The 20,186-nt window shown below is 64.3% G+C and carries 24 protein-coding genes and 4 pseudogenes; 16 read left to right on the top strand and 12 right to left on the bottom strand.

The window, feature by feature from the left end:
• Window positions 1–151 precede the first annotated feature (151 nt).
• The 4 genes from rplS to rpsP form a co-directional block, all read right to left on the bottom strand.
• Entirely contained in the window at window positions 152–508 is a 357-nt protein-coding gene (gene rplS / locus Q7J58_RS03550) for a 50S ribosomal protein L19 (protein WP_304823502.1), read from the bottom strand.
• Between the two features lie 142 nt (window positions 509–650).
• Complete coding sequence (gene trmD, locus Q7J58_RS03545; protein WP_304823500.1) at window positions 651–1,439, bottom strand: tRNA (guanosine(37)-N1)-methyltransferase TrmD; 789 nt, start codon at window positions 1,437–1,439, stop codon at window positions 651–653.
• 141 nt (window positions 1,440–1,580) lie between these two features.
• Window positions 1,581–2,180: a ribosome maturation factor RimM gene (rimM, locus tag Q7J58_RS03540; protein ID WP_304823497.1), complete on the bottom strand. Its 600-nt coding sequence runs from the start codon at window positions 2,178–2,180 to the stop codon at window positions 1,581–1,583.
• 20 nt (window positions 2,181–2,200) lie between these two features.
• Window positions 2,201–2,473 carry a 30S ribosomal protein S16 gene (gene rpsP, locus Q7J58_RS03535; RefSeq protein ID WP_304823494.1) on the bottom strand — a complete coding sequence of 91 codons (273 nt, stop codon included), beginning with the start codon at window positions 2,471–2,473 and terminating at the stop codon, window positions 2,201–2,203.
• Window positions 2,474–2,706: 233 nt separating this feature from the next.
• Here rpsP and Q7J58_RS03530 point away from each other — a divergent pair, with 233 nt between their 5' ends.
• Window positions 2,707–3,237: a GNAT family N-acetyltransferase gene (locus Q7J58_RS03530; RefSeq protein ID WP_304823492.1), complete on the top strand. Its 531-nt coding sequence runs from the start codon at window positions 2,707–2,709 to the stop codon at window positions 3,235–3,237.
• Window positions 3,234–3,692 (top strand): hypothetical protein, encoded by a 459-nt coding sequence (locus Q7J58_RS03525; RefSeq protein ID WP_304823490.1) that lies wholly within the window; start codon window positions 3,234–3,236, stop codon window positions 3,690–3,692. Before Q7J58_RS03530 ends, Q7J58_RS03525 begins: the two co-directional genes overlap by 4 nt.
• 30 nt (window positions 3,693–3,722) lie before the next feature.
• On the opposite strand, the gene Q7J58_RS03520 is transcribed toward Q7J58_RS03525, so the two are convergent.
• The 6 genes from Q7J58_RS03520 to Q7J58_RS03495 all read right to left on the bottom strand — a co-directional run bounded on the left by Q7J58_RS03520 (window position 3,723) and on the right by Q7J58_RS03495 (window position 8,023).
• Window positions 3,723–4,679, bottom strand: coding sequence for an AEC family transporter (locus Q7J58_RS03520; RefSeq protein WP_304823488.1), 957 nt, complete (start codon window positions 4,677–4,679; stop codon window positions 3,723–3,725).
• A 76-nt stretch (window positions 4,680–4,755) separates the two neighbouring features.
• On the bottom strand, window positions 4,756–5,325 hold the full coding sequence (locus Q7J58_RS03515) for a DUF3299 domain-containing protein (RefSeq protein WP_304823485.1): 570 nt from the start codon (window positions 5,323–5,325) through the stop codon (window positions 4,756–4,758).
• Window positions 5,326–5,398: 73 nt separating this feature from the next.
• On the bottom strand, window positions 5,399–5,641 hold the full coding sequence (locus Q7J58_RS03510) for a hypothetical protein (protein ID WP_304823508.1): 243 nt from the start codon (window positions 5,639–5,641) through the stop codon (window positions 5,399–5,401).
• A gap of 5 nt (window positions 5,642–5,646) precedes the next feature.
• The gene (locus tag Q7J58_RS03505; protein WP_304823482.1) at window positions 5,647–6,858 is read right to left on the bottom strand and encodes an ABC transporter permease; all 1,212 of its coding nucleotides are present in this window, start codon (window positions 6,856–6,858) and stop codon (window positions 5,647–5,649) included.
• Window positions 6,855–7,514, bottom strand: a complete 660-nt coding sequence (locus Q7J58_RS03500; RefSeq protein WP_304823479.1) for an ATP-binding cassette domain-containing protein — start codon at window positions 7,512–7,514, stop codon at window positions 6,855–6,857. The genes Q7J58_RS03505 and Q7J58_RS03500 overlap by 4 nt, the downstream gene beginning before the upstream one ends.
• Entirely contained in the window at window positions 7,511–8,023 is a 513-nt protein-coding gene (locus Q7J58_RS03495; RefSeq protein WP_304823476.1) for a Fur family transcriptional regulator, read from the bottom strand. The genes Q7J58_RS03500 and Q7J58_RS03495 overlap by 4 nt, the downstream gene beginning before the upstream one ends.
• An 86-nt stretch (window positions 8,024–8,109) precedes the next feature.
• Here Q7J58_RS03495 and Q7J58_RS03490 point away from each other — a divergent pair, with 86 nt between their 5' ends.
• The 5 genes and pseudogenes from Q7J58_RS03490 to Q7J58_RS03470 all read left to right on the top strand — a co-directional run.
• Window positions 8,110–8,280 carry a hypothetical protein gene (locus Q7J58_RS03490; RefSeq protein ID WP_304823473.1) on the top strand — a complete coding sequence of 57 codons (171 nt, stop codon included), beginning with the start codon at window positions 8,110–8,112 and terminating at the stop codon, window positions 8,278–8,280.
• A gap of 15 nt (window positions 8,281–8,295) precedes the next feature.
• Complete coding sequence (aztA, locus tag Q7J58_RS03485) at window positions 8,296–9,159, top strand: zinc ABC transporter ATP-binding protein AztA (RefSeq protein ID WP_304823505.1); 864 nt, start codon at window positions 8,296–8,298, stop codon at window positions 9,157–9,159.
• Window positions 9,156–10,064: a metal ABC transporter permease gene (locus Q7J58_RS03480; protein ID WP_304823470.1), complete on the top strand. Its 909-nt coding sequence runs from the start codon at window positions 9,156–9,158 to the stop codon at window positions 10,062–10,064. Before aztA ends, Q7J58_RS03480 begins: the two co-directional genes overlap by 4 nt.
• Before the next feature lie 62 nt (window positions 10,065–10,126).
• Window positions 10,127–11,071 (top strand): metal ABC transporter substrate-binding protein, encoded by a 945-nt coding sequence (locus tag Q7J58_RS03475; protein ID WP_304823467.1) that lies wholly within the window; start codon window positions 10,127–10,129, stop codon window positions 11,069–11,071.
• Between the two features lie 10 nt (window positions 11,072–11,081).
• Window positions 11,082–11,252 (top strand): annotated as a pseudogene (locus tag Q7J58_RS03470) (GTP-binding protein); the annotation flags it as partial.
• A gap of 35 nt (window positions 11,253–11,287) precedes the next feature.
• Here the strand turns inward: Q7J58_RS03470 and Q7J58_RS03465 are convergent.
• Window positions 11,288–11,578: pseudogene (locus Q7J58_RS03465) on the bottom strand (aconitase family protein); the annotation flags it as partial.
• 176 nt (window positions 11,579–11,754) lie between these two features.
• Here Q7J58_RS03465 and Q7J58_RS03460 point away from each other — a divergent pair.
• The 6 genes from Q7J58_RS03460 to Q7J58_RS03435 all read left to right on the top strand — a co-directional run bounded on the left by Q7J58_RS03460 (window position 11,755) and on the right by Q7J58_RS03435 (window position 15,413).
• Window positions 11,755–12,120, top strand: coding sequence for a YciI family protein (locus tag Q7J58_RS03460; RefSeq protein WP_304823464.1), 366 nt, complete (start codon window positions 11,755–11,757; stop codon window positions 12,118–12,120).
• A gap of 82 nt (window positions 12,121–12,202) precedes the next feature.
• Window positions 12,203–12,646 carry an SRPBCC domain-containing protein gene (locus Q7J58_RS03455; RefSeq protein WP_304823462.1) on the top strand — a complete coding sequence of 148 codons (444 nt, stop codon included), beginning with the start codon at window positions 12,203–12,205 and terminating at the stop codon, window positions 12,644–12,646.
• Between the two features lie 10 nt (window positions 12,647–12,656).
• Window positions 12,657–13,097 carry a VOC family protein gene (locus Q7J58_RS03450; RefSeq protein WP_304823459.1) on the top strand — a complete coding sequence of 147 codons (441 nt, stop codon included), beginning with the start codon at window positions 12,657–12,659 and terminating at the stop codon, window positions 13,095–13,097.
• Between the two features lie 118 nt (window positions 13,098–13,215).
• Complete coding sequence (locus tag Q7J58_RS03445) at window positions 13,216–13,638, top strand: YciI family protein (protein WP_304823457.1); 423 nt, start codon at window positions 13,216–13,218, stop codon at window positions 13,636–13,638.
• Between the two features lie 45 nt (window positions 13,639–13,683).
• The gene (locus Q7J58_RS03440) at window positions 13,684–14,094 is read left to right on the top strand and encodes a glyoxalase/bleomycin resistance/extradiol dioxygenase family protein (protein ID WP_304823454.1); all 411 of its coding nucleotides are present in this window, start codon (window positions 13,684–13,686) and stop codon (window positions 14,092–14,094) included.
• 50 nt (window positions 14,095–14,144) lie between these two features.
• Complete coding sequence (locus Q7J58_RS03435) at window positions 14,145–15,413, top strand: DUF6596 domain-containing protein (RefSeq protein WP_304823451.1); 1,269 nt, start codon at window positions 14,145–14,147, stop codon at window positions 15,411–15,413.
• 253 nt (window positions 15,414–15,666) lie between these two features.
• Here the strand turns inward: Q7J58_RS03435 and Q7J58_RS03430 are convergent.
• Window positions 15,667–16,493: pseudogene (locus Q7J58_RS03430) on the bottom strand (group II intron maturase-specific domain-containing protein); the annotation flags it as partial.
• A gap of 79 nt (window positions 16,494–16,572) precedes the next feature.
• Between Q7J58_RS03430 and Q7J58_RS03425 the strand changes: the two are divergent.
• The 3 genes and pseudogenes from Q7J58_RS03425 to Q7J58_RS03415 all read left to right on the top strand — a co-directional run.
• Window positions 16,573–18,783 carry an ABC transporter transmembrane domain-containing protein gene (locus tag Q7J58_RS03425; protein ID WP_304823448.1) on the top strand — a complete coding sequence of 737 codons (2,211 nt, stop codon included), beginning with the start codon at window positions 16,573–16,575 and terminating at the stop codon, window positions 18,781–18,783.
• Window positions 18,780–19,322, top strand: coding sequence for a hypothetical protein (locus Q7J58_RS03420; protein WP_304823445.1), 543 nt, complete (start codon window positions 18,780–18,782; stop codon window positions 19,320–19,322). Before Q7J58_RS03425 ends, Q7J58_RS03420 begins: the two co-directional genes overlap by 4 nt.
• Before the next feature lies 1 nt (window position 19,323).
• A pseudogene (locus Q7J58_RS03415) lies at window positions 19,324–20,186 on the top strand (hypothetical protein); the annotation flags it as partial.

Here is a 20,186-nt window from a genome sequence, read left to right as displayed (position 1 = left end):
CCCTCATGCGGTTGCGCTTCGCTTCGCTCGTCTTGGTCAACTTGCGGCGGGACTTGCACCCGCAGGAGTGCGCCCATGCTGGGCGCACATGAAAAAGCCGCTCTTCGGAGCGGCTTTTTGGCGATATCCAGGGCAACGAATGCCCCTGGCTTTACGCGCCCAGTTTTTCCTTGATACGTGCCGACTTGCCACTGCGCTCGCGCAGGTAGTACAACTTGGCACGGCGCACAGCACCACGGCGCTTGACTTCGATCTTGGCGATCAACGGGCTGTACAGCGGGAACGTGCGCTCCACGCCTTCACCGTTGGATATCTTGCGCACGATGAAGCTGGAATTCAGGCCACGGTTGCGGCGGGCAACGACCACGCCTTCGTAAGCCTGCAAACGCTTGCGGGTGCCTTCGACCACGTTCACGCTGACGATCACGGTGTCGCCAGGTGCAAACGCGGGAATGACTTTGTTCAAACGAGCAATTTCTTCTTGCTCAAGGGTCTGGATGAGGTTCATGGTTTCCTGATTTCACGATCATGCCCGCGCTGCACTAAAGGCCACGAATCCGGCAGGGGCCCTGTCCAGCGGGCACAAAGCTTGTACCGACTGCGGGCTGGCCCGGTCACGGCGGCCGGTCAGAGGATCGAAAAGCCTTGGATTATAGCCCGTCTGAATCGAGCTGAACTGTGTGAAGAAAGCGGTCATCGGCGGCAGACAAGGCACCCCGTTCACGCGCCTGGGCCAGCAGATCGGGGCGCAGGCGGGCCGTGAGCGACAGGCTTTGCTCACGGCGGTAACGCGCAATACGCTCGTGGTGACCACCCAGCAACACCTCAGGCACACCGACAGGCCCTTGGGGGCCTTGCCACGTTTCCGGGCGGGTGTGGTGCGGACTGTCCAGCAAACCATCCAGCGCAGGGTTGAAGCTGTCCTGCTGGTGGCTGCCCGCATCGTTCAACACCCCGGGCTGCAAGCGTGCCACGGCATCCAGCAGCGCCATGGCCGCAATTTCACCGCCCGACAACACAAAGTCACCCAGGCTGATCTGCACGTCCACACAAGCATCAATGAAACGCTGATCAATGCCTTCATAACGGCCACACACCAGCACCGCGCCTGCACTGTGTGACCACCGCTCCACAGCGGCATGGTCAAGCCGGTCGCCAATGGGGGAAAACAGCACCACGGGCGCCTGTGTTGTAGGGAGATCGGCACGCTCAGCACGCACCGCCTGCAGGCATTGCCACAGCGGCTCGGCCATCATGACCATACCGGGGCCGCCGCCAAACGGCCGGTCATCCACCCGGCGGTAATTGCCTTCGGCAAAATCGCGCGGATTCCACAAGCGCACATCGACCCATCCAGCCTCAAACGCACGGCGATTGATGCCACAGGTCAAAAACGGGGCAAACAGCTCTGGAAACAGGGTGATGACGTCGAATCGCATGGCGGGTATTGTCGTGCGCGCGTCTGGACACGCTGTAGCGCCAAACGAAAGAACCCTGGGGAGGGTATCAGCACCCACCACCACAGAACCGGGTACAGCCCAGATGGCGCCACTCCGGGAAGCAGCGCAGGGCCATCAAGGTCAGTAATCGATGCCCCAGTCCACCGTGATGCGGCGGGCGGACGTGTCCACACCATCCACATAGGCGGACACAAACGGAATCATGCGTTCGGCGGTGCGCTGGGCACCGTCGACCACTTCGGTGTATTCAAGCACCAGCACCGAATTGGGTCCGGTGGTCAGCAGGTCGCGCACGATGCCCAGGTGCACACCTTCACGGTTGACCACATCAAGACCAATGAGGTCAACCCAGTAGTACTCGCCTTCGGGCGTGGCCGGAAAGGCACTGCGAGGCACATAAATGCGCACACCCTTGAGGGCTTCGGCCGCATTGCGGTCGTCAATGCCATCAATGCGGGCCACCACACCATCGGCATGGACCTTGATCTCGGCAATCTGGACCGTGACACAGCCCGGAAACGCGGAAAAACCGCGCGCGAAGCGGGCTTCGGGCGGCTGCAAGAACCATTCGGTGGAGGCAAACAGCGCCTCGGTATCGGCACTGTGCGGCAGGATGTGAAGCCAGCCTTTGAGGCCCCACGCCTCCTGGAATCGGCCAAGCTCAATGGCATCAGCCGGCAGGGAAGACGCCTTGAAAGCGCCAGACGTGGGATAGCTCACGGGATTGCGCAGACCTGAAATCAGGCAGCGGCAACGGCAGCCGCAGGGGCCTTGGCAGCGTTTTGCTTGACCAGGCGGGCCACGGTGTCCGATGGCTCGGCGCCAACGCCGGTCCAGTAGGTCAGGCGGTCCAGAGCGATACGCAGGGGCTCTTCACCGCCACGGGCCAGGGGGTTGTAGAAACCGATACGCTCGATAAAGCGGCCATCGCGGCGGTTGCGCTTGTCAGCAACCACGATGTTGTAGAAAGGACGGGCTTTGGAGCCGCCGCGGGAGAGTCGAATGACGACCATGATTTATCCTTCGGGTGGAGAGGCACCACAATCAGCACCTCACCGGGTTTTCATCGGCTGAACTTCATCCGATTTGTCAACCCGTTTCATTGCAACGCTTGAGACACACGACTGACCACCCGGTCAGCGAAACGCCGCAAAACCCGCGATTATAGCCCCCTGTTGGCAGTCCGGCCAGCGACCCCACCGACTCAGCCACTTCGGCCTCTTGGCCACCCAACCTTTTGTTATCCATGCCCCTGATTCGCCCCAGCCGAGACGAAGACCTCGACGCCATCACCCGCATTTACGACCACCATGTGCTGCACGGTACCGGCACGTTTGAAACCACCCCACCCAGCACGGCCGACATGACAACCCGTCGCGCCGACGTGCTGGCCAAGGGCTTGCCCTGGCTGGTGGTGGAAGATGGCGGCCAAGTGCTGGGTTTTGCTTATGGCAACTGGTTCAAACCACGGCCGGCTTACCGTTTTTCTGTAGAAGACTCGATTTACATGGCGCCAGAAGCCGCCGGTAAAGGCTTGGGGCGCGCCCTGTTGGCCGAGCTGCTGGCGGCACTGGAGCGCGCCGGTGTGCGCAAGGTGATGGCGGTGATTGGCGATTCGGCCAACGCAGGGTCCATTGGTGTGCACCGCGCGCTGGGCTTCGAGCCTGCGGGCGTCATCACCTCGTGCGGCTGGAAGTTTGGCCGCTGGCTCGACATTGTGTTGATGCAAAAGCCCCTGGGCGCTGGCGACAGCACACCCCCCAAGGACCCCGCATGAGCGCCCGAGCCAAGAACAAGACGGTAGCCACCTGGCTGGCGGTGCTGGGGGGCAGCATGGGCTTGCACCGTTTTTATTTGCGCGGCCTGGGTGACTGGATCGGCTGGCTGCACCCCATGGCAGCGGGTCTGGGCTGGTGGGGCATGAACCGGGTGCAAGCCTTGGGACAGGACGACAAACTGGCCTGGGTACTGATCCCGTTTCTGGGCACCAGTGTGGCCGCAGGCTGCCTGGCGGGCATTGTCTACGCGCTCAGCGACCGCACCAAGTGGAACCGCTGGTTCAACCCCGGCAGCGATGACGAGGCCAGCGCCGGCGCCACCAACTGGCTGACCATTGGCGCACTGGTGCTGGGGCTGCTGCTGGGCACGGTGTCGTTCATGGGCAGCCTGGCCTATGGCATTCAGCACTATTTTGAATACCAGATCGAAGAAGCCCGCAAGATCAGCCAATAGCGCATGGTCCGTGGCCGCCTTCAGGAAAGGTCAGCCCACCCACGACATCAGCAGCATGACCAGGCTCAGCGTGAGCAGTGCAGCCACGGTGGACAGCCCCATGCTGGTGGTGGTGAGTTCTTGGGCCACTTCGTAGCGCTGAGCAAATAAAAACACGTTGGCGCCCATGGGCAATGCGGCGGCCACCACCATCACGGTCAGCGGCAGCCCAGTGATGCCCGACGCCCAGGCAGACAAGCCCACGAGGAGCGGCAGCGCCAGGTTTTTGGATGCGGTGATCCACAGCGCTTGTCGCAAGTGACCGCCCAGTGAGGTGCTGGCCAGCGTGACACCAACCATCACCAGCGAGAGTGGACCAAACGCGTTGCCCAACAACTGCAAAGGCTTGTCCACCACCGCAGGCAGCGCCCAGCCTGTCTGCGCAAACAGCAGGCCACTCAGGATGGGCAGCGGAATGGGGTGAATCAGTGCACCTTTGAAGGCCGACCACGCGGTCTGCAGCACGTGGGGCGCCCGCTCACCGCCCGCCCGCGCCTCACGCGCCACCGCCAACTCCAGCACCACGGAACCCACTGTGAGCAAAATCAGTGCGTGCACCGATACCAGCGTCAGCAGCGTCACCAAGCCGGCCTTGCCGTAGGCCAGCTCCACCAGGGTGATGCCGATCATGACCATGTTGGAAAACACGCCCCCCAGTGCCATCACCACGCTGGTACGGTTGAAACCTCGCCAGGCGATGGACACGCCCAACAGAGTCAGCGCAGCCGGGAAGTAAGCGGCCACAGGTCGCAGGTCCAGCGTTTGCACATGCACCGCACTCATGGTGCGAAACAGCAGGGCCGGAATCAGCAGCAGAAACACCAGGTTGGACAGGTCTTTGACGGCGGCTTCGCGTATCCAGTGCAAGCGCCCAGCCAGATAGCCTAGGGCAATCAGCAAAAAAACAGGGGTGAGGGAGACGATAACGGGGTGGTTGGAGAGAGTCACCCGCCGATGGTATCGCCCACACGGGCTGTGGGCTGTCGCACAAAAAAAGACTTGCGCAAGAGGATGCGGATCGACCTCACTTCACACCCACGCCGTCGGTGATGCGGTAGTAGAGCCCATAGGGGTCGTTTTGCAGAACGTGAAATTGACCCTCCACCACCACCGCACCGAGGCTGTATTTCACCGGTTCCTTGGTGTGCACCTCGACCATGCTTTCGGGTCCACCGGGTATGCAAAAGGAGCAGGTCAGCGGCACCGAAGAGAGCAGGAAATGGCGTTGTTGCTCGCCCACCTGCAGTGGCATCATGAAGCCCTGCACGCGAATCGTTTTCTGATGAAGTGCGGTCACCGCCTTGGGGTAGACCGGCACCATGCGCCGGTCTTCAACGCGGGTGGTCACGCTGGTGAGCTGCGACCAAGCGACCACGTCGGTGCGCTGCGGAAGCGGAGCGAACGGGCTCAGCGGGCTGTGCACCCCGGCGCCCTGCCCGTGCGGCACCGCAGCAGCCGCGGGCGAAGCTGCAGGACTCGATTTGGACGGCGATGGCGTGCCCAGCGGCGACGAGAGCACTTGGGCCTGGACAGGCGCCGCCCCCAGCAACAGCACTGCAAGCCACGCCCCTGGGCAACGAAAAAAATGTTTCATACCAGCGGACTCATGGGATGGTTGGTGCGGGCGGCGGGGGCATCGCCCCCCAAACGGAACCGCAGAAGTGCGCTCAATGCGCGTGCTTCATGCCGCAATATTTGCCAATGGCCAGACCCTTGCACGCGACCTGAAGTTCCTTCAGGCACATGTCTTCGCTCTTGGCCGACTCCAGGCATTTCGCTGCATTCTCATGGGCTGTGGCCATGGCTCGGTGACGCGCAGCATCTTCCTTGCGCTCTTTGTCGGAATGCTGGGCCAGCGCCGCGGTACTCAGCAGGGCTGCAGCAGCAAAAAACATCGCATATTTCTTCATGGTCATCACCTCGAATTCAACAGTTGCATTACATCCAAACGGTAGGCGCTGAGCGCGGGCAAGCCCGCCGCCAACAGCGCCACCCCCAACGCCAGCACGGGCACCCACACCTCGGTGCGCACCCATTGCCAGCCTGTGATGGCAAGCGACTGCTCGGCCATCAACAGGTCACCCAGCAGCGCCACCAAGCCGTGCGCAGCCAGCAGGCCCAGCACGCAGGCCAACACGGCCAGCCACAGGGCTTCACACAGCAGCAGCGTGCCCACCTTCAGCGGTGAAGCGCCCAGCATGCGCAGCATGGCCAGGTCGCCCCGGCGCTCACGCACTGCGCTCCACAGCGCAATGAAAACCGACAGCGCCGCCACGGCCAGCAACACCGCGCCCAACCCCTGAAACACCCGCGTGCCCACGCCAACCATGCTCAGCAGACGCGTGATCTCCACCGCCGGCGCGGCCGCCTGCATGGCGGTGCTGTCGTTGATGAAGCGCGGAAAACTCACCGCCGCCAGCGGCGTGCGGTAAGTGATGAGTGCCAACGTGACTTCGCGGTCGGCGGCCAGCGCGGCGCGGTCTTCTTCGTCCATGTCTTCGGTGGCGTGCATGTCGTCATGCACTTTCCACACCGACTCGGTGGCAGTGAGCACCAGCCGGTCAAGCACACAGCCACACGGCTCCAGCACCCCGGTGATGGTGTACGCGGCTTCGGCGTGAACAGCACCACCTGTGCCCAGGCCGTGGGCACCCACAAAAGCTTGCCCCAGCCGCAGGCCGGTGCGCGCAGCCACCTGTGTGCCCAGCACGGCTTGCATGGGCGCCTGCCACAGCGCCCCTTGCGCGAATCGGGCACCGTAATGGGCTGGGTAGGCCTCTGTGGTGCCCACAATGCGAAAACCTTCCAGGTTGTCGCCCAGACTCAGCGGGATCAGTTGGGCCACTTGCGGATGCTGCTGCAGTTGCTGCACATCGGCCAGCGCAATGTTGCCTGGCGGTACATCCAGATGAAACACACCCGCCAAAATGAGCTGCATGGGGCTGCCTTTGGCACCCACCACCAGGTCAATGCCGGCCAGGTCGCGTTCGAAGGCTCGGTCCACCTGGTCGCGTGCGATCAGCACGAAGGCCATGGACGCCAGCCCCAGCGCCAGCAGCAGCAGGTTGAGCACCGTGGCCATCGGCCGCGACCACAGGTAGCGCCACGACAGCGTGAACACATTCATACGGTGACCTCACGTGCGGTGGCGTCAAACGCGAGCACCTGGGCCTGCGGCAGCGCCTGCAGCACCCGCGCATCGTGCGTGGCCACCACCAGCGTGGCGCCACAGGCCTGGGCACTGCGCTGCAAACGCTGCAAGGCGGTGGCGCAGGCGTCGTCGTCCAGGCTGGCAGTGGGTTCGTCGGCCAGCACCACGCGCGGGCGCAGCAGCAACGCGCGGGCCAGGGCCACGCGCTGGGCCTGCCCGCCTGACAGATGGACGGGTTTGCGGGTGGCCAAGTCGCCCACGCCCAAGGCCGCCAAACCCTGCGCGATGGCGGTGTTGTCCACCGGCAGACCGGCAGCGAAAAACGCCAGCGCCAGGTTGTCGGCCACCGTGAGGGCTTCGCTCAGATGCAGCTTTTGCGGCAAAAACCCCACCGTGCGCGCGCGCCAGTCGTCGCGGGCGCTGCGGCTCAGCATAGCCACATCCTGGTCAGCCACCTGCAGCACACCCGCAGTGGGTGTGAGCAAGCCCGCCGCCAGTGCGAGCCAGGTGGACTTGCCGCTGCCCGATGGCCCGCGCAGCAGCACCGTGCCGCCCTGCTCCACCGCGACATCGTGGAACCGCAGCACCTGCCCACCGGCGTAGGCAAAAGCCACCCCTTGCGCCTGAATCACGCCAGCGGCTCCTGGTTGCCGTTTGGTGCAGCCGGTATGCAACCAGCGCAGGTGCCATGAATCGACAGGTCCACGCGCTGGCCCTGGTGGCCCAGGCTGGCCAGAGTGCGAAACAGGTCGGTGGCCACGGCACGGGTCGGCTCACTGGCTTCGGTCAATCGAAACTGGCGGTGGCAAGCGTCACATTCAAACCGGGGCACCACACCGTCCTGAGGCGCGTCGGCCAGGCTGAAGCGCCAGGTGCGGGCGCCATCGTCGGCATGGCGCTGCAGCACGCCGCAGGCCGCCAGGCGGTCCAGCAGGCGGTAGAGCGTGACGCGGTTGATATCCAGCCCGCGCGCTGTCAGTGACTGCTGCGCCTGGGCGTGGGTGATGGAGCCTTGCGGGTTGGCCAGGAACAAACCCAGCACGGCGCGGGTAGCCAGCGTGCGGCGCAGGCCAGCCTGTTCCAGCAGCACCTGCATCTCGGCAGGCACCGCCGCAGGTTCTTTCGACGCACGTTCGATCATGGTACAGGTCTCCAATAACGCAACTTGGTTGCGTTATGATGCAGCGTTATTGCAATTCAGTTGCAACATCTTACCCGCACTCCGCCATGAACCGCCACCCCACCCGACACGACTCACACCGTCAAGCGGCCACCCGGCAACGCGCCGGCAAAAGATCCCTATTGCAGCACTCGGCGCTGCTGCGTGGCCTGTGGGCACTGGCGCTGTGCGGCGCATTGGCCACTGTACTGGTTTGGGCCACACGGCCCATGGCCTGAAGGTGCACCTTGACAATGACCACGAGCAAGCCCGCCCAGCGACCCACTATTGAGCTGGACAACCTCACACTGGGCTACGAGCGGCACCCAGCCGTGCACCACCTGAGCCTGACCATCGCGCCCGGCTCGTTGGTGGCGCTGGTAGGCCCCAACGGCGCGGGCAAGTCCACCCTCATCAAGGCCTTGGCCGGCCAGTTACGCCCCATCAGCGGGCAGCTGCGGGGGCTGGCCTCGCAACGCATTGCATGGCTGCCGCAACACACCGAGCTGGACCGCAGCTTTCCCATTCCGGTGCGCGACATGGTGGCCATGGGTTTGTGGCACCAAGTGGGCGCGCTGCGCCGCTTCAGCGCCCAACACCGCCAACAATGCGACGCCGCGCTGGCCGCCGTGGGCCTGACCGGCTTTGAAGAACGCAGCCTGGACACGCTCTCGGGCGGCCAATTGCAGCGCGCCCTGTTTGCCCGCCTGATTCTGCAAGACGCGCCGGTGGTGCTGCTGGACGAGCCCTTTGCCGCCGTGGACAACCGCACCACCGACGACCTGCTGGCCCTGCTGCACCGCTGGCACGCGCAGGGCAAAACCGTGGTGGCCGTGCTGCACGACCTGGCCCAGGTGCGGGCGCACTTTCCACTCGCGCTGCTGCTGGCACGCGAGCGCGTGGCCTGGGGGCCCACAGAGAGCGTACTCACCAGCGCCCACTGGGCGCAAGCCCAGCGTATGCAGGAGCCGTTTGACGACGACGCGCCGCTGTGCAAGGCCGAAGCCGCAGCCCAGCCGCCAGCGCCGCTGCATCCACCCGACCACCAAGACGCTCATCGGCACCAGCCAGCACACGCACAAGCCCCCACCAACACCCCAGAAAAGGCCAGCCCATGAGCAGCACCCCTTGGTGGCCCGCGCTGGACGCCTGGATCGCAACCAGCACGATCTTCGGCCCTTTCGCTGAATTCGGCTTCATGCGCCGCGCGCTCGTGGGCTGTGTGGCGCTGTCGCTCAGCGCCGCGCCTGTGGGCGTTTTTTTGATGTTGCGCCGCATGAGCCTGACCGGCGACGCCATGGCCCACGCCATCTTGCCCGGCGCGGCCATTGGCTACCTGGTGGCGGGTTTGTCGCTCACCGCCATGACCATCGGCGGCATCGTGGCCGGGCTCACGGTGGCGGTGGGTTCGGGCCTGGTGGCGCGCAACACCGTGCTGCGCGAAGACGCCAGCCTGGCCGCGTTTTACCTGCTCTCGCTCGCGCTGGGTGTGCTCATCGTCTCGGTGCGCGGCAACAGTGTGGACCTGCTGCATGTGCTGTTTGGCACCGTGCTGGCGCTGGACGACGCCGCGCTGGCCCTGCTGGGCGGCATCTCGGCGGTCACGCTGGTGTCGCTCGCGCTGCTGTACCGCCCGCTGGTGCTGGAATGTCTGGACCCCGGCTTTCTGCGCAGCGTCAGCCGCTGGAGCCCGGTGGCGCATTACGGCTTTCTGGGCCTGCTGGTCATCAACCTCGTGGCGGGTTTTCATGCGCTGGGCACGCTCATGGCCGTGGGCATCATGGTGCTGCCCGCCGCCACTGCGCGTTTTTGGGTGCGCCGCATGGGGCCGCTGCTGGTGACCGCCACCGCGCTCGCGCTGCTCGCGTGCTTCGCAGGCCTGCTGCTGTCGTACCACGCCGACTGGCCCACCAGCCCGGTCATCGTGCTCTGCCTGGGCGTGCTGTACCTCGGCTCCTTGCTGCTCGCGCCCCACGGTCTGCTGCGCCACCAACGGCCTGCGACCACCCACCTGCGCGGCTGATGCGCAGGGACAGGCCATTCCCGCATTTCGCTCCTTCCCGTTAGACCATTGAAAGACATTGCATGACCAGCACCCACCACCCATCATCCGCACGCCGCCACACTTCACTCGCCACCCTGGCATTGGCGCTGGGCGCAGTTAGCCCATTCAGCTGGGCACAAACCCCCATCCAGGCCGTGGCCAGCTTCAGCATTCTGGGCGACCTGGTGCGCCAAGTGGGTGGTGATCGCGTGTCTGTCAACGTGCTGGTAGGCCCGGGCAGCGACGCCCATGTGTTCCAGCCCACACCCACGCAAGCCCGCCAAGTCAGCCAGGCGCAAGTGGTTTTCTCCAATGGCCTGGGCTTTGAAGGCTGGATGAGCCGCCTGCTCAAAACCGCCAACTACCGCGGCCAGCAGGTGGTGGTAAGCCAGGGCATCAAGCCACTCAAAGGCGCCAACCACGGCCACCACAAAGGGCACGACCACGGCCACGGCGCACCCGACCCGCACGCCTGGCAAAGCGTGCCCAACGTGTTGATTTATGTGGGCAACATCGCCAAAGGTCTGTGTGCCGCCGACGCAGCCGGCTGCGACACCTACCAGCGCAACGCCGCTGCCTACACCACCCAACTCAAAACGCTGGACACGGACATCACCACCGCCTGGGCCACCATCCCTGCGGCACAACGCAAGGTCATCACCTCGCACGATGCGTTTGGTTATTACGCCCAAGCCTACAGCGTGAATTTTTTGGCCCCACAGGGTGTGAGCACCGAGAGTGAGGCCTCGGCCAAAGGCGTGGCGCAACTGGTGCGGCAGATCAAAAAAGAAAACATCAAAGCGCTGTTTGTCGAAAGCATTGCCGACCCGCGCCTGATTGAGCAGATCGGTCGCGAGACCGGCGCCAACCCGTCGGGCGCGCTGTATTCCGACTCGCTGTCTGCCACCGACGGCCCCTCCGCCAGCTACATCGCCATGATGCGCTTCAACACCACGGCCTTGACGCAGGCGGTGCGGGGCCAGTGAGGGGAACACCATGGGATTCACCGCACCGCAAAAGGCCGACACCCGCCTGCCCGTGACCGTGCTCTCGGGCTTTCTGGGCGCCGGCAAAACCACCCTCTGAACCACGTGCTGGCCAACCGCGAAGGGCTGCGTGGCGGTCATCGTCAACGACATGAGCGAGGTCAACATCGATGCCTCGCTGGGCGAGCGCAGCGCTGAGAACGCCGGCGCGGCGATCTCGCGCACCTGCGCCTGGTTGCCCATGCACAGCGAGCAGCCGGGCATCTCAGCCCCGGCACCGGCGGCGCCGAAGCTGGCGTAGTGGCCTTCCTTGATCAACTCGCTCTCATCCATCTGGGTGGGCGGTGCCACCCAGAGCTTGACGGGGATGTCGCGGCTGCCGCCGCGCAGCTTGGCCGCTGCGCGGAAGTGGCGGATGTTGGTCATGCAGCTGCCGATGAAGGCTTCGTCGATCTTGGTGCCGGCCACTTTGCTCAAGGTCTTGGCGTCCTGCGGATCGTTCGGGCAACTGCATGAACGCGCACCGGTGGTGAATCATCTCGCCGCGGATACGTGGTGAAGCGTTGCAGACCCCATCCCAGGCGCCGGGACGCAGCTTGCACACCGGCGCCCTGAGCACCGGCGCTTTTCGGCGAAGGGGCACCTGTGTAGCATGGCACCCTGATATCAACCAAGGCACCCTGATGTCCTACATGCTTCTGATCCACGAACCCGTCGGCCAGCGCGCCACCCGCACCGAAGCCGAGGGCCGCGCGGCCTATGCCGCCATGGTCGCTTTTGGCCAGGGGCTGTCGGCCCAGGGCAAGCTCAAGGCGGTCGAGTCGCTGGCGGGGCTGGACGCGGCCGTGCGCGTCAGCCACGCGGACGGACAGTCGAAAACCCTGGACGGTCCGTTCGCCGAGGCCAAGGAGATGATCGGCGGCTTCTTTCTGTTGCAAAACGTGGACCGCGAGGAAGCCATCGCCATCGCCCAGCGCTGCCCCGCCGCACAGTGGTGCACCGTCGAAGTGCGCCCGCTCGCGCCCTGTTTCGACGGGCATCTGGCCTGACCCGGGTTTTCCCCTAAACCGGGCGTGTCGAAAACCGGCAGGCTGCTTCGTCGTGAGGTTGAAGCCAAGAAGGAGCCCAGCCATGCCCACCCTGCATTTCGACATCCACATTGCCGCGCCGCGCGAACACGCCTGGCGCTCCACCCTCTACTCGCCCACCTACGAGCGCTGGACCGCGGTGTTCAGCGAAGGCTCGCGCTACGAGGGCAGCTGGGATGCCGGAACGCCGATCCGCTTCCTGGGCCCCAACGGCGACGGCATGCTCTCCGAGATCGCCGAACACCGGCCGGCCGAGTTTGTCTCGATCCGCCACCTCGGCATGATCCACAACGGCGTGGAAGACACCACCAGCGAAGCCGTGCGCGCCTGGACCCCGTGCCATGAAAACTACACGTTCAGCGACGAAGCCGGTGGCACCCGCGTGCGGGTGGACGTTGACGTGTTCGGCACCTGCGAGGACTGGATGAACCAGACCTGGCCCCAGGCGCTGCAGGCCCTCAAGACGATCTGTGAAACCCCCACCTGAGGAAACACCCATGACCACCACCACCGTGCCCATGTGCGCCGTCGTGCACTTCGAAATGCCCTACAAAGACCGCGAGCGCGCGGCCCGCTTCTACGCCGCCGCCTTCGGCTGGACCCACCAGATGCTGGGCCCCGAGATGGGCAACTACCTGCTGGTCAACACCGCGCTGCCCGGCGCCCGCCCGCCCATGCCGCCCGAGGCAGCGCTCGGCTCCATCAACGGGGGCCTGTTTCCCTTCAATGGCGACGGGCCGATGCAACACCCTTCGGTGGTGATCGGCGTTGAAGACATCCAGGCCGCGATGCAGCGCGTGCGCGGTGCGGGCGGCCAGGTGATCGGCGAGCCGATGGCGATTCCCGGTGTCGGCTCGTATGTTGTGTTCCGCGATACCGAAGGCAACCACAACAGCATGATGCAACCCGACATGGAACCACCGGCCTGCAAGACCTGACCACCCCTGCCGCGCTGCGCGCGACCCCCTCAAGGGGGCAACACCTGCGGCCCGGCAAAGCCGGTTCCGCGGTGTTCCCGGCGGGGGCGACACCCAACTCGGCAATCTGGAGACCCCCATGCGATTCATGATCATCGTCAAGTCCTGCCCCGAGTTCGAAGCCGAGCTCACGCCCGAAGCCCCGGAAGAGCTCATGGCCGAGATGGCCGCCTACCACGAAGAACTGGCGCGCGCGGGCGTGCTGCTCGACGGCAGTGGCCTGCACCCCAGCCGCACCGGCTGGCGCATCCACTACGGCGCTTCCGGGCAGCGCCTCGTGGACGGACCCTTCGCCGAGGCCAAGGAGCTGATCGCGGGCTACACCCTGATCCAGGTGCGCTCGCGCGAAGAGGCCCTGGAGTGGAGCCGCCGCTTTCCCAACCCCGCGGGCCAGGGCAAAGAAGCCGTGATCGAGTTGCGCCAGCTCATCGAGCTCGACGAGTTCCCGCCCAGCGAGGCGCTGGACAAGTTCAAGCAGATGGAAGCGAACCAGAAAGCCTGATCACCGCCCATCCCATCCGTCAACCCCCAGCAAGGAGAGACCACGATGTTCCGCCAGATTTTCGTCAACCTGTCCATCAAAGACATGGCCCGTTCGCAGGCCTTCTTCAAGGCCCTGGACCTCGGCTTCAACCCGCGCTTCACCAACGAGCAGGGCGCCTGCCTGGAAATCGGCGACAACTTCTACGCCATGCTGCTGGTTGAGCCCTTCTTCCAGGGCTTCACCCAAAAGCCCATCGGCGACGCACACCAGGCCACCGAGGTCATCCTGGCGCTGTCCGTCGACAGCCGGGCCGAGGTCGAGGCCGTGATCGCCAAGGCCGTGGCCGCCGGTGCGACCACACCCAACGAACCCAAGGACTTTGGCTTCATGTTCCAGCACGGCTTTGCCGATCTCGACGGCCACCAGTGGGAGGTGTTCTGGATGGACGAAGCCGCCGCCCCCGCGCAGATGTGAGTGCCCATGGACCTCCCGCCAGCGGGAGAGGTCCGGGGTGAGGACTGCATTTGCATTCCGCCGTCCACGACACCATTGCCGCCGTCTGGCGCATCGAGTCTGCCCGCATCGTGGCGGCGGTGGCGCGGCGCGTGCGCGACCTCGGCGTGGCCGAAGAGCTGGCGCAAGACGCGCTGGTGACCGCGCTGGAACACTGGCCGAAAGACGGCGTGCCACACAACCCCGGCGCCTGGCTAATGACCACCGCCCTGCACCGCGCGCTCGACCACCTGCGCCACCGCCAGATGGCCGACGCGCGGCACCTCGACATCGCCAAAGACCTGGAAGCGCAGGAGGCCCATGTGGTGCCCGACTTCGTGGACGCGCTCGACGCCGCCCGGCAAGACGACATCGGAGACGACCTGCTGCGCCTCATCTTCACCGCCTGCCACCCGGTGCTTGGCACCGACGCGCGCGTGGCGCTCACGCTCAAGCTGCTCGGTGGCCTCACCACGCACGAAATCGCCCGCGCCTTCCTCGTGCCCGAGGCCTCCATCGCGCAGCGCATCGTGCGCGCCAAGCGCTCGCTGGCCGCCGCACAGGTGCCGTTCGAAGTGCCGCGCGCCGGGCAGCTCGCCGAGCGCCTGGGCTCGGTGCTCGAAGTGGTCTATCTCGTGTTCAACGAGGGCTACACCGCCACCAGCGGCGGCGACTGGATGCGCCCCGAGCTCTGCAACGAGGCGCTGCGCCTGGGCCGCATGCTCACCGAGCTGGCGCCCGATCAGGCCGAGGTGCATGGCCTCGTGGCCTTGATGGAAATCCAGGCCTCGCGCACGGCAGCGCGCACCGACCGCGAAGGCAGGCCGGTGCTGCTCAACCAGCAGAACCGCGCCCGCTGGGACCACCTGCTCATCCGCCGCGGCCTGGCTGCTTTGGCGCGCGCCGAGGCGCTGAACCAGCCGCCGGGCAGCTACCGCCTGCAAGCGCAGATCGCGGCTTGCCACGCCCGCGCACCCAGCGCCGACGCCACCGACTGGCACCGCATCGCCGCACTGTACGCCCAGCTCATGCGCGTGGCGCCCTCGCCCGTGGTCGAGCTCAACCAGGCTGTCGCCGTCGGCATGGCCGAAGGCCCCGCCGCCGGTCTCGCCATCGTCGAGACGCTGCAGCAAGACAAAGCCCTGCAGCGCTACCCCTGGCTGCAGGCGGTGCGCGGCGATCTGCTGGAGAAGCTCGGGCGCGCAGAAGAAGCCCGTGCCGCCTTCGCGCAAGCCGCCGAGCTGTCAGAGAACCAGCGTGAAAAAGAGCTGCTGGCGCGGCGCGCCCAGAGCGCCACCTGAACCACCCCACCGCAGGAGCCCAGGCCATGGAGGGACAGACAATCCAACCCCATGAAGGCATGGCACGCCTCAGGTGTGGTTCAGCAGACACGATCCTCGAAAGCGCGCAGGATGCGAGCAACGCAAGCCGGCCTGTGTTGCCTGTATCCCCGTTCGTCACAGCCCGATCGGCATAGGGGCCTCCATCATAGGAGGCACCCCTGCCACACCACCCGGCATGCGGGTCCGCACCGGGCGGTTCGAGAGTTTGAGGTCAGGACAATCTTGGCAACCCCAGTCCATCAAAGTACGCAATAGTCAGCACGCTGTTGAGCAACTTGGCACGTTTCGCCACCAGCGGTGGCAGTTGCCCGCCACCTGTTTGGCTACATCCTCGTTGGCCCCCAGCGCCTTGAGTTCCCGGTAGATCGTCTTTGGCCGTTTCCAGTGCCTGAGCTGGGTCGCCCTGAGCCGGTGGCGCAGCCACTCATCCAGCCTTCGCCAGACCTTGGGCGTTTGCGCCATCCCGAAGTAAGCCTTCCAGCCCAGCAGGTAGGGCCGCAGTTTATCCACCCCCTGCGCCATGCTGCGCCCGCCCGAGCGGCGTGTGAGTTGCCGAATACGTGCCTTGAAGTTGTCCAGCGCCTTGTGGGCCACCGCACATTTGACCTCCCGGCCCTTGGCCACCCACAGTTCATAGCCCAGGAACTTGCGCCCAAAGGCACTGGCCACCGCACTCTTGGCTTCGTTGATTTGAAGCTTCAAGCCCGTGTACAGCCTGCGCAGGTACGCCATCACCCGCTCGCCAGCCTTCTGGCTGCCCACGTAGACATTGCAGTCATCGGCGTAGCGTGCGAAGCTGTAGCCTCGCACCTCCAGCGCCTTGTCCACCTCGTCCAGCAGCACGTTGGCCAGCAGTGGGCTCAATGGTCCGCCCTGCGGCGTACCCAGATGGCGATCGACCACCACCCCGCCATCCATGATCCCAGCGTTCAGATACGCCCGGATCAGCCGGATCACTCCTGTCTCCTATCTTGGTTGCACGGCTCTGTGCCGCTACAGCATGTAGTAGACTTCATCGAACTCTCATTTCGGTAAATCCGATGGAAAATTTCTGTGGGGTGACTTACGTCTCACAATACCTTTGCCGTAAATAGTCAATGACAAAGAAGAACGAAGCATGCAGGGAGTGCATCAAGACAATGTTGCCCATTCGGAAGAACACGTAGAGACACAAGCCGCGCTGTGGCTCCTGGCGAGCCTGGCCGGTCTCTATCGCCAGCCCTTCGATGCGGAGCTGGTGATCAAGCGTTTTCCGCCGCCGATCAATCTGCCCACGCTGATCGAGGCCTTGGGCGCGCTCGGCCTCAAGGCCGGGCTGGTGCCTTGGCCCGAAGCGGGGCTGTCGCCCTTGCCGCTGCCTGCCGTGGCGCTGCTGTTTGCCCCAAGTGCTGAAACCACGCAGACGGCTTCTCCTGAAGCGGACAGTGCCGCCTCACCCCAGCCACCATCCAGCACCCCGCTCACCCCGGCGCTGATCGTCCAGCGCGGCGACGACACTCTGGCCTGGGTCAAGCCCGGCCAGTCGGCGCCGGAAAACGTGGCGCTCGACATCGCCCGCGCCCAAGCCGCGCCGGTTCTGCTGCTGGTGGCGCAGGCCGACCCACCGGTGTCGGAGTCCGTCAGCCGCAACGCAGCGCCCGAATCTCAGAAAAAGCCCTTCGGCTTTTCTTGGTTTGTGCCCGAGCTGCTGCGCCACAAACGCATCTGGCGCGACGTGCTCTTGGCGAGCCTTGCCATCCAGTTGGTCGGCCTGGCCACGCCGCTTTTTACCCAGGTCATCATCGACAAGGTCATTGCCCACCATTCTGAGAGCACACTCATCGTGCTCGGCGTGGCTCTGGTGGTGTTCATGTTCTTCACCAGCGGCATGAGCTGGCTGCGCCAGTACCTGGTGCTGCACACCGGCAGCCGCATCGACGCCGTGCTGGGCGAGAAGGTGATGCGCCACCTGTTGCACCTGCCCCTGCCGTACTTCGAGGCCCGGCCCACCGGCACCTTGGTCGCCCGCCTGCACGGCGTGGAGCAATTGCGCGAATTCGTCTCGGGCGCCGCCGTGACCCTGGTGCTCGACCTGCCTTTCCTGTTCATCTTCCTCGCGGTGATGTTCGCCTACAGCTGGCAGCTCACCCTGATCGTGCTGGGCATCCTCGCGCTCATCGTGATCGCCAGCCTGATCATGGTGCCCATCTTCCGTGCGCGGCTGGACAAACAGTTCCTGCTCGGCGCGCGTAATCAGGCCTTCCTCACCGAATACCTGGCCGGCATGGCGACGGTGAAGTCCTTGCAACTGGAGCCGGACGTCAACAAACGCTACGGCAACTATCTGGCCCAATACCTCTCGGCGGGGTTTGCCACCCGGCAGGTCAGCAACACCTATCAGGTGGTCGCCTCCGGGCTGGAGCAGGTCATGACGCTCTCCATCCTCATCGTCGGTGCCTGGTACGTGATGCAGCCCGAAGCCGGCATGACCGTGGGCATGCTGGTGGCCTTCCAGATGTTCGCCAGCCGCATGAGCCAGCCGGTGATGCGCATTGTTGGCCTGTGGCAGGAGTTCCAGCAGGCCAGCGTGGCGGTCAAGCGCCTGGGCGACATTCTGGACATGCCGCAGGAGCCCTTCACCCTCACCCCGCAACGTTCGGCGGGCGGTGAGGGCCGCATCGACATCCGCGATGTGGGCTTCCGCTATTCCGACCAACACCCCTGGCTCTACCGCCACCTGAACCTGGCCATTGCCACCGGCAAGCTCACCGTGCTGATGGGCCCCAGTGGTTGCGGCAAGAGCACGCTGGCCAAACTGATGCAGGGCTTCTACTGGCCGCAGGAAGGGCAGATCACGCTGGACGGGCGCGACATTCGCCAACTGGCGGCCAACGAACTCAGGGCCACCTTTGGCGTGGTGCCGCAGGAGACGGTGCTGTTCTCTGGCACGGTGTACGACAACCTGGTCATGGCCCACCCGCACGCGGGCTTCGAGGACGTGATCGCCGCCTGCAAGGCAGCGGAAATCCATGAGGTGATCGAGCAACTGCCGCAGGGCTACCAGACCGAGATTGGCGAGCGAGGAACGGGGCTATCGGGCGGGCAGAGACAGCGCGTTGCGATCGCTCGCGCCCTGCTCAAGCGGCCCAAGGTGCTGATCTTCGACGAGGCGATTTCCAATCTGGATCAACAGACTGCCGAGCACTTCGCGCAGACCATCAACCGGCTCAAGGGCAAGGTGACGATGATCTTCATCACGCATCAGGTGCCGAAGGGCTTGCAGGTGGATGAGGTGGTGAATATGGGGCAGCATGCCATGCACATGGGTTTGGTGAAGGAAGACAAATGAAGCAGTTGAGCAAAGATCAGTGGCGAAAAATTCATGGGATCAGACCACCAAAAGATCCAGCCGATACAAATGTTATTGGTCGGCGATCAATTCACGAAGCAATCGTGAACTGGCAGATCAAGTGGCTGACTCGACTACATCTGATCTTCGCGCCTCTGGCGTTTGCCATCGTGCTTTTGCCGAAATTCAACAAGGCCTGGTATGAGGTTATTTCCTCTGTTCCGATTGTTTCGTGGATTCACAGAGAGTTTTCCGGTTTGACTGGCACGCTGTATTTATGCCTCGCTGTCGGCCTGTTTTTTTACTTCTACTCGGCCAGCAAAATTGACGGGGAAAATTACTCGGAATATGGCTACCCCATCAATCTTAGTCACGTTGGATCTTCTCAGGACATCAAACAGGGCGAGCTTTACCCAAGAACGAAATTGGAAGAGAGGGTGTTCTTGGCTGATCGTGCAGCCGGACTCTGGTTGGCGATATTCATGTGGTTTGTTCTGTTTGGCGGAATTTCCGTTCTATTTTCCATGAAAGGAGGTTGAAATGAGCTTTTGTGCAATCCCAAAAACGTTAGGTGCGCTGGGCACCGCAGGAGAACTGGCGGCTGCAACTGCCGGCGCCAATTCGGCTTACAACGCAGGCCTTGGACAATCAAACAATGTAGGCGCAATGGCGGCTGCCGTGGTTGCCGGCACTGCAACGGCCATGCAAATAAAGGAGTCCCCCGCTTTCCTGCGGGGTCTCGGAATGGGGCTTGCGCCAGCAGCAGCAGCAGCCCAGGCATCTTTGAACTTGGCCGCACTACAAAATGCAACAACGCCTGCTGATAGGTTTGCTGCTGGACTGGGTGTCCTTGCGGGCGTGACTGGAACAATCGCTGGCCTCCTCCCTCCATCGCCCGCCAAAGTAGCTTTGACAGCTGCATCCATTGCTGCCTCAGCTGCACAAGCACTCGTTGAGGCGCGGGAGCGACTCAGCCAAGCAGAGATTGACGCGCTGGATCAGGCCACGCAGACGTTCAACGGTTTTTTCTACAATCAACCTGGCACGTGTGTTATCGAGAAGGTCAAGAAAAAAGCCCAAATCGCCTCCACCTATCCCTCCCCCATCATCCTAGACTTGGACGGTGACGGCGTCATTGGCACCGTGGGCCTGGGGGCGGGCGTGTATTTCGACCACGCCGCCGACGGCTTTGCCGAGCGCACCGGCTGGGTGGCCCCCGGTGACGGCCTGCTGGTGTGGGACCGCAACGCCAACGGCACCATCGACTCGGGCCGCGAACTCTTTGGCTCCGAAACCCCGCTGCACTTAGCCTGGAAGGCCGTCAACGGCTTCGAAGCCCTGAAGTTCCATGATGCCAACGGCGACGGCATCATCGACGCCAACGACCCGGTATTTGCCGAACT

The sequence above is a fragment of the Hydrogenophaga sp. genome (assembly GCF_030656115.1).
Taxonomy (GTDB): domain Bacteria; phylum Pseudomonadota; class Gammaproteobacteria; order Burkholderiales; family Burkholderiaceae_C; genus Hydrogenophaga.
This window is presented reverse-complemented; position numbering and strand designations above follow the sequence as displayed.

Excerpts from the sequence above, each read along its gene's own strand:
- Q7J58_RS03450 (WP_304823459.1), top strand. The coding sequence starts at position 12,657 with ATGACCACCACCACCGTGCCCATGTGCGCCGTCGTGCACTTCGAAATG.
- rpsP (WP_304823494.1), bottom strand. The coding sequence starts at position 2,473 with ATGGTCGTCATTCGACTCTCCCGCGGCGGCTCCAAAGCCCGTCCTTTC.
- Q7J58_RS03445 (WP_304823457.1), top strand. The coding sequence starts at position 13,216 with ATGCGATTCATGATCATCGTCAAGTCCTGCCCCGAGTTCGAAGCCGAG.
- Q7J58_RS03525 (WP_304823490.1), top strand. The coding sequence starts at position 3,234 with ATGAGCGCCCGAGCCAAGAACAAGACGGTAGCCACCTGGCTGGCGGTG.
- Q7J58_RS03505 (WP_304823482.1), bottom strand. The coding sequence starts at position 6,858 with ATGAATGTGTTCACGCTGTCGTGGCGCTACCTGTGGTCGCGGCCGATG.
- Q7J58_RS03480 (WP_304823470.1), top strand. The coding sequence starts at position 9,156 with ATGAGCAGCACCCCTTGGTGGCCCGCGCTGGACGCCTGGATCGCAACC.
- Q7J58_RS03460 (WP_304823464.1), top strand. The coding sequence starts at position 11,755 with ATGTCCTACATGCTTCTGATCCACGAACCCGTCGGCCAGCGCGCCACC.
- trmD (WP_304823500.1), bottom strand. The coding sequence starts at position 1,439 with ATGCGATTCGACGTCATCACCCTGTTTCCAGAGCTGTTTGCCCCGTTT.
- Q7J58_RS03515 (WP_304823485.1), bottom strand. The coding sequence starts at position 5,325 with ATGAAACATTTTTTTCGTTGCCCAGGGGCGTGGCTTGCAGTGCTGTTG.
- aztA (WP_304823505.1), top strand. The coding sequence starts at position 8,296 with ATGACCACGAGCAAGCCCGCCCAGCGACCCACTATTGAGCTGGACAAC.
- Q7J58_RS03440 (WP_304823454.1), top strand. The coding sequence starts at position 13,684 with ATGTTCCGCCAGATTTTCGTCAACCTGTCCATCAAAGACATGGCCCGT.
- Q7J58_RS03495 (WP_304823476.1), bottom strand. The coding sequence starts at position 8,023 with ATGATCGAACGTGCGTCGAAAGAACCTGCGGCGGTGCCTGCCGAGATG.
- Q7J58_RS03490 (WP_304823473.1), top strand. The coding sequence starts at position 8,110 with ATGAACCGCCACCCCACCCGACACGACTCACACCGTCAAGCGGCCACC.
- rplS (WP_304823502.1), bottom strand. The coding sequence starts at position 508 with ATGAACCTCATCCAGACCCTTGAGCAAGAAGAAATTGCTCGTTTGAAC.
- Q7J58_RS03475 (WP_304823467.1), top strand. The coding sequence starts at position 10,127 with ATGACCAGCACCCACCACCCATCATCCGCACGCCGCCACACTTCACTC.
- Q7J58_RS03530 (WP_304823492.1), top strand. The coding sequence starts at position 2,707 with ATGCCCCTGATTCGCCCCAGCCGAGACGAAGACCTCGACGCCATCACC.
- Q7J58_RS03510 (WP_304823508.1), bottom strand. The coding sequence starts at position 5,641 with ATGAAGAAATATGCGATGTTTTTTGCTGCTGCAGCCCTGCTGAGTACC.
- Q7J58_RS03420 (WP_304823445.1), top strand. The coding sequence starts at position 18,780 with ATGAAGCAGTTGAGCAAAGATCAGTGGCGAAAAATTCATGGGATCAGA.
- Q7J58_RS03455 (WP_304823462.1), top strand. The coding sequence starts at position 12,203 with ATGCCCACCCTGCATTTCGACATCCACATTGCCGCGCCGCGCGAACAC.
- Q7J58_RS03425 (WP_304823448.1), top strand. The coding sequence starts at position 16,573 with ATGCAGGGAGTGCATCAAGACAATGTTGCCCATTCGGAAGAACACGTA.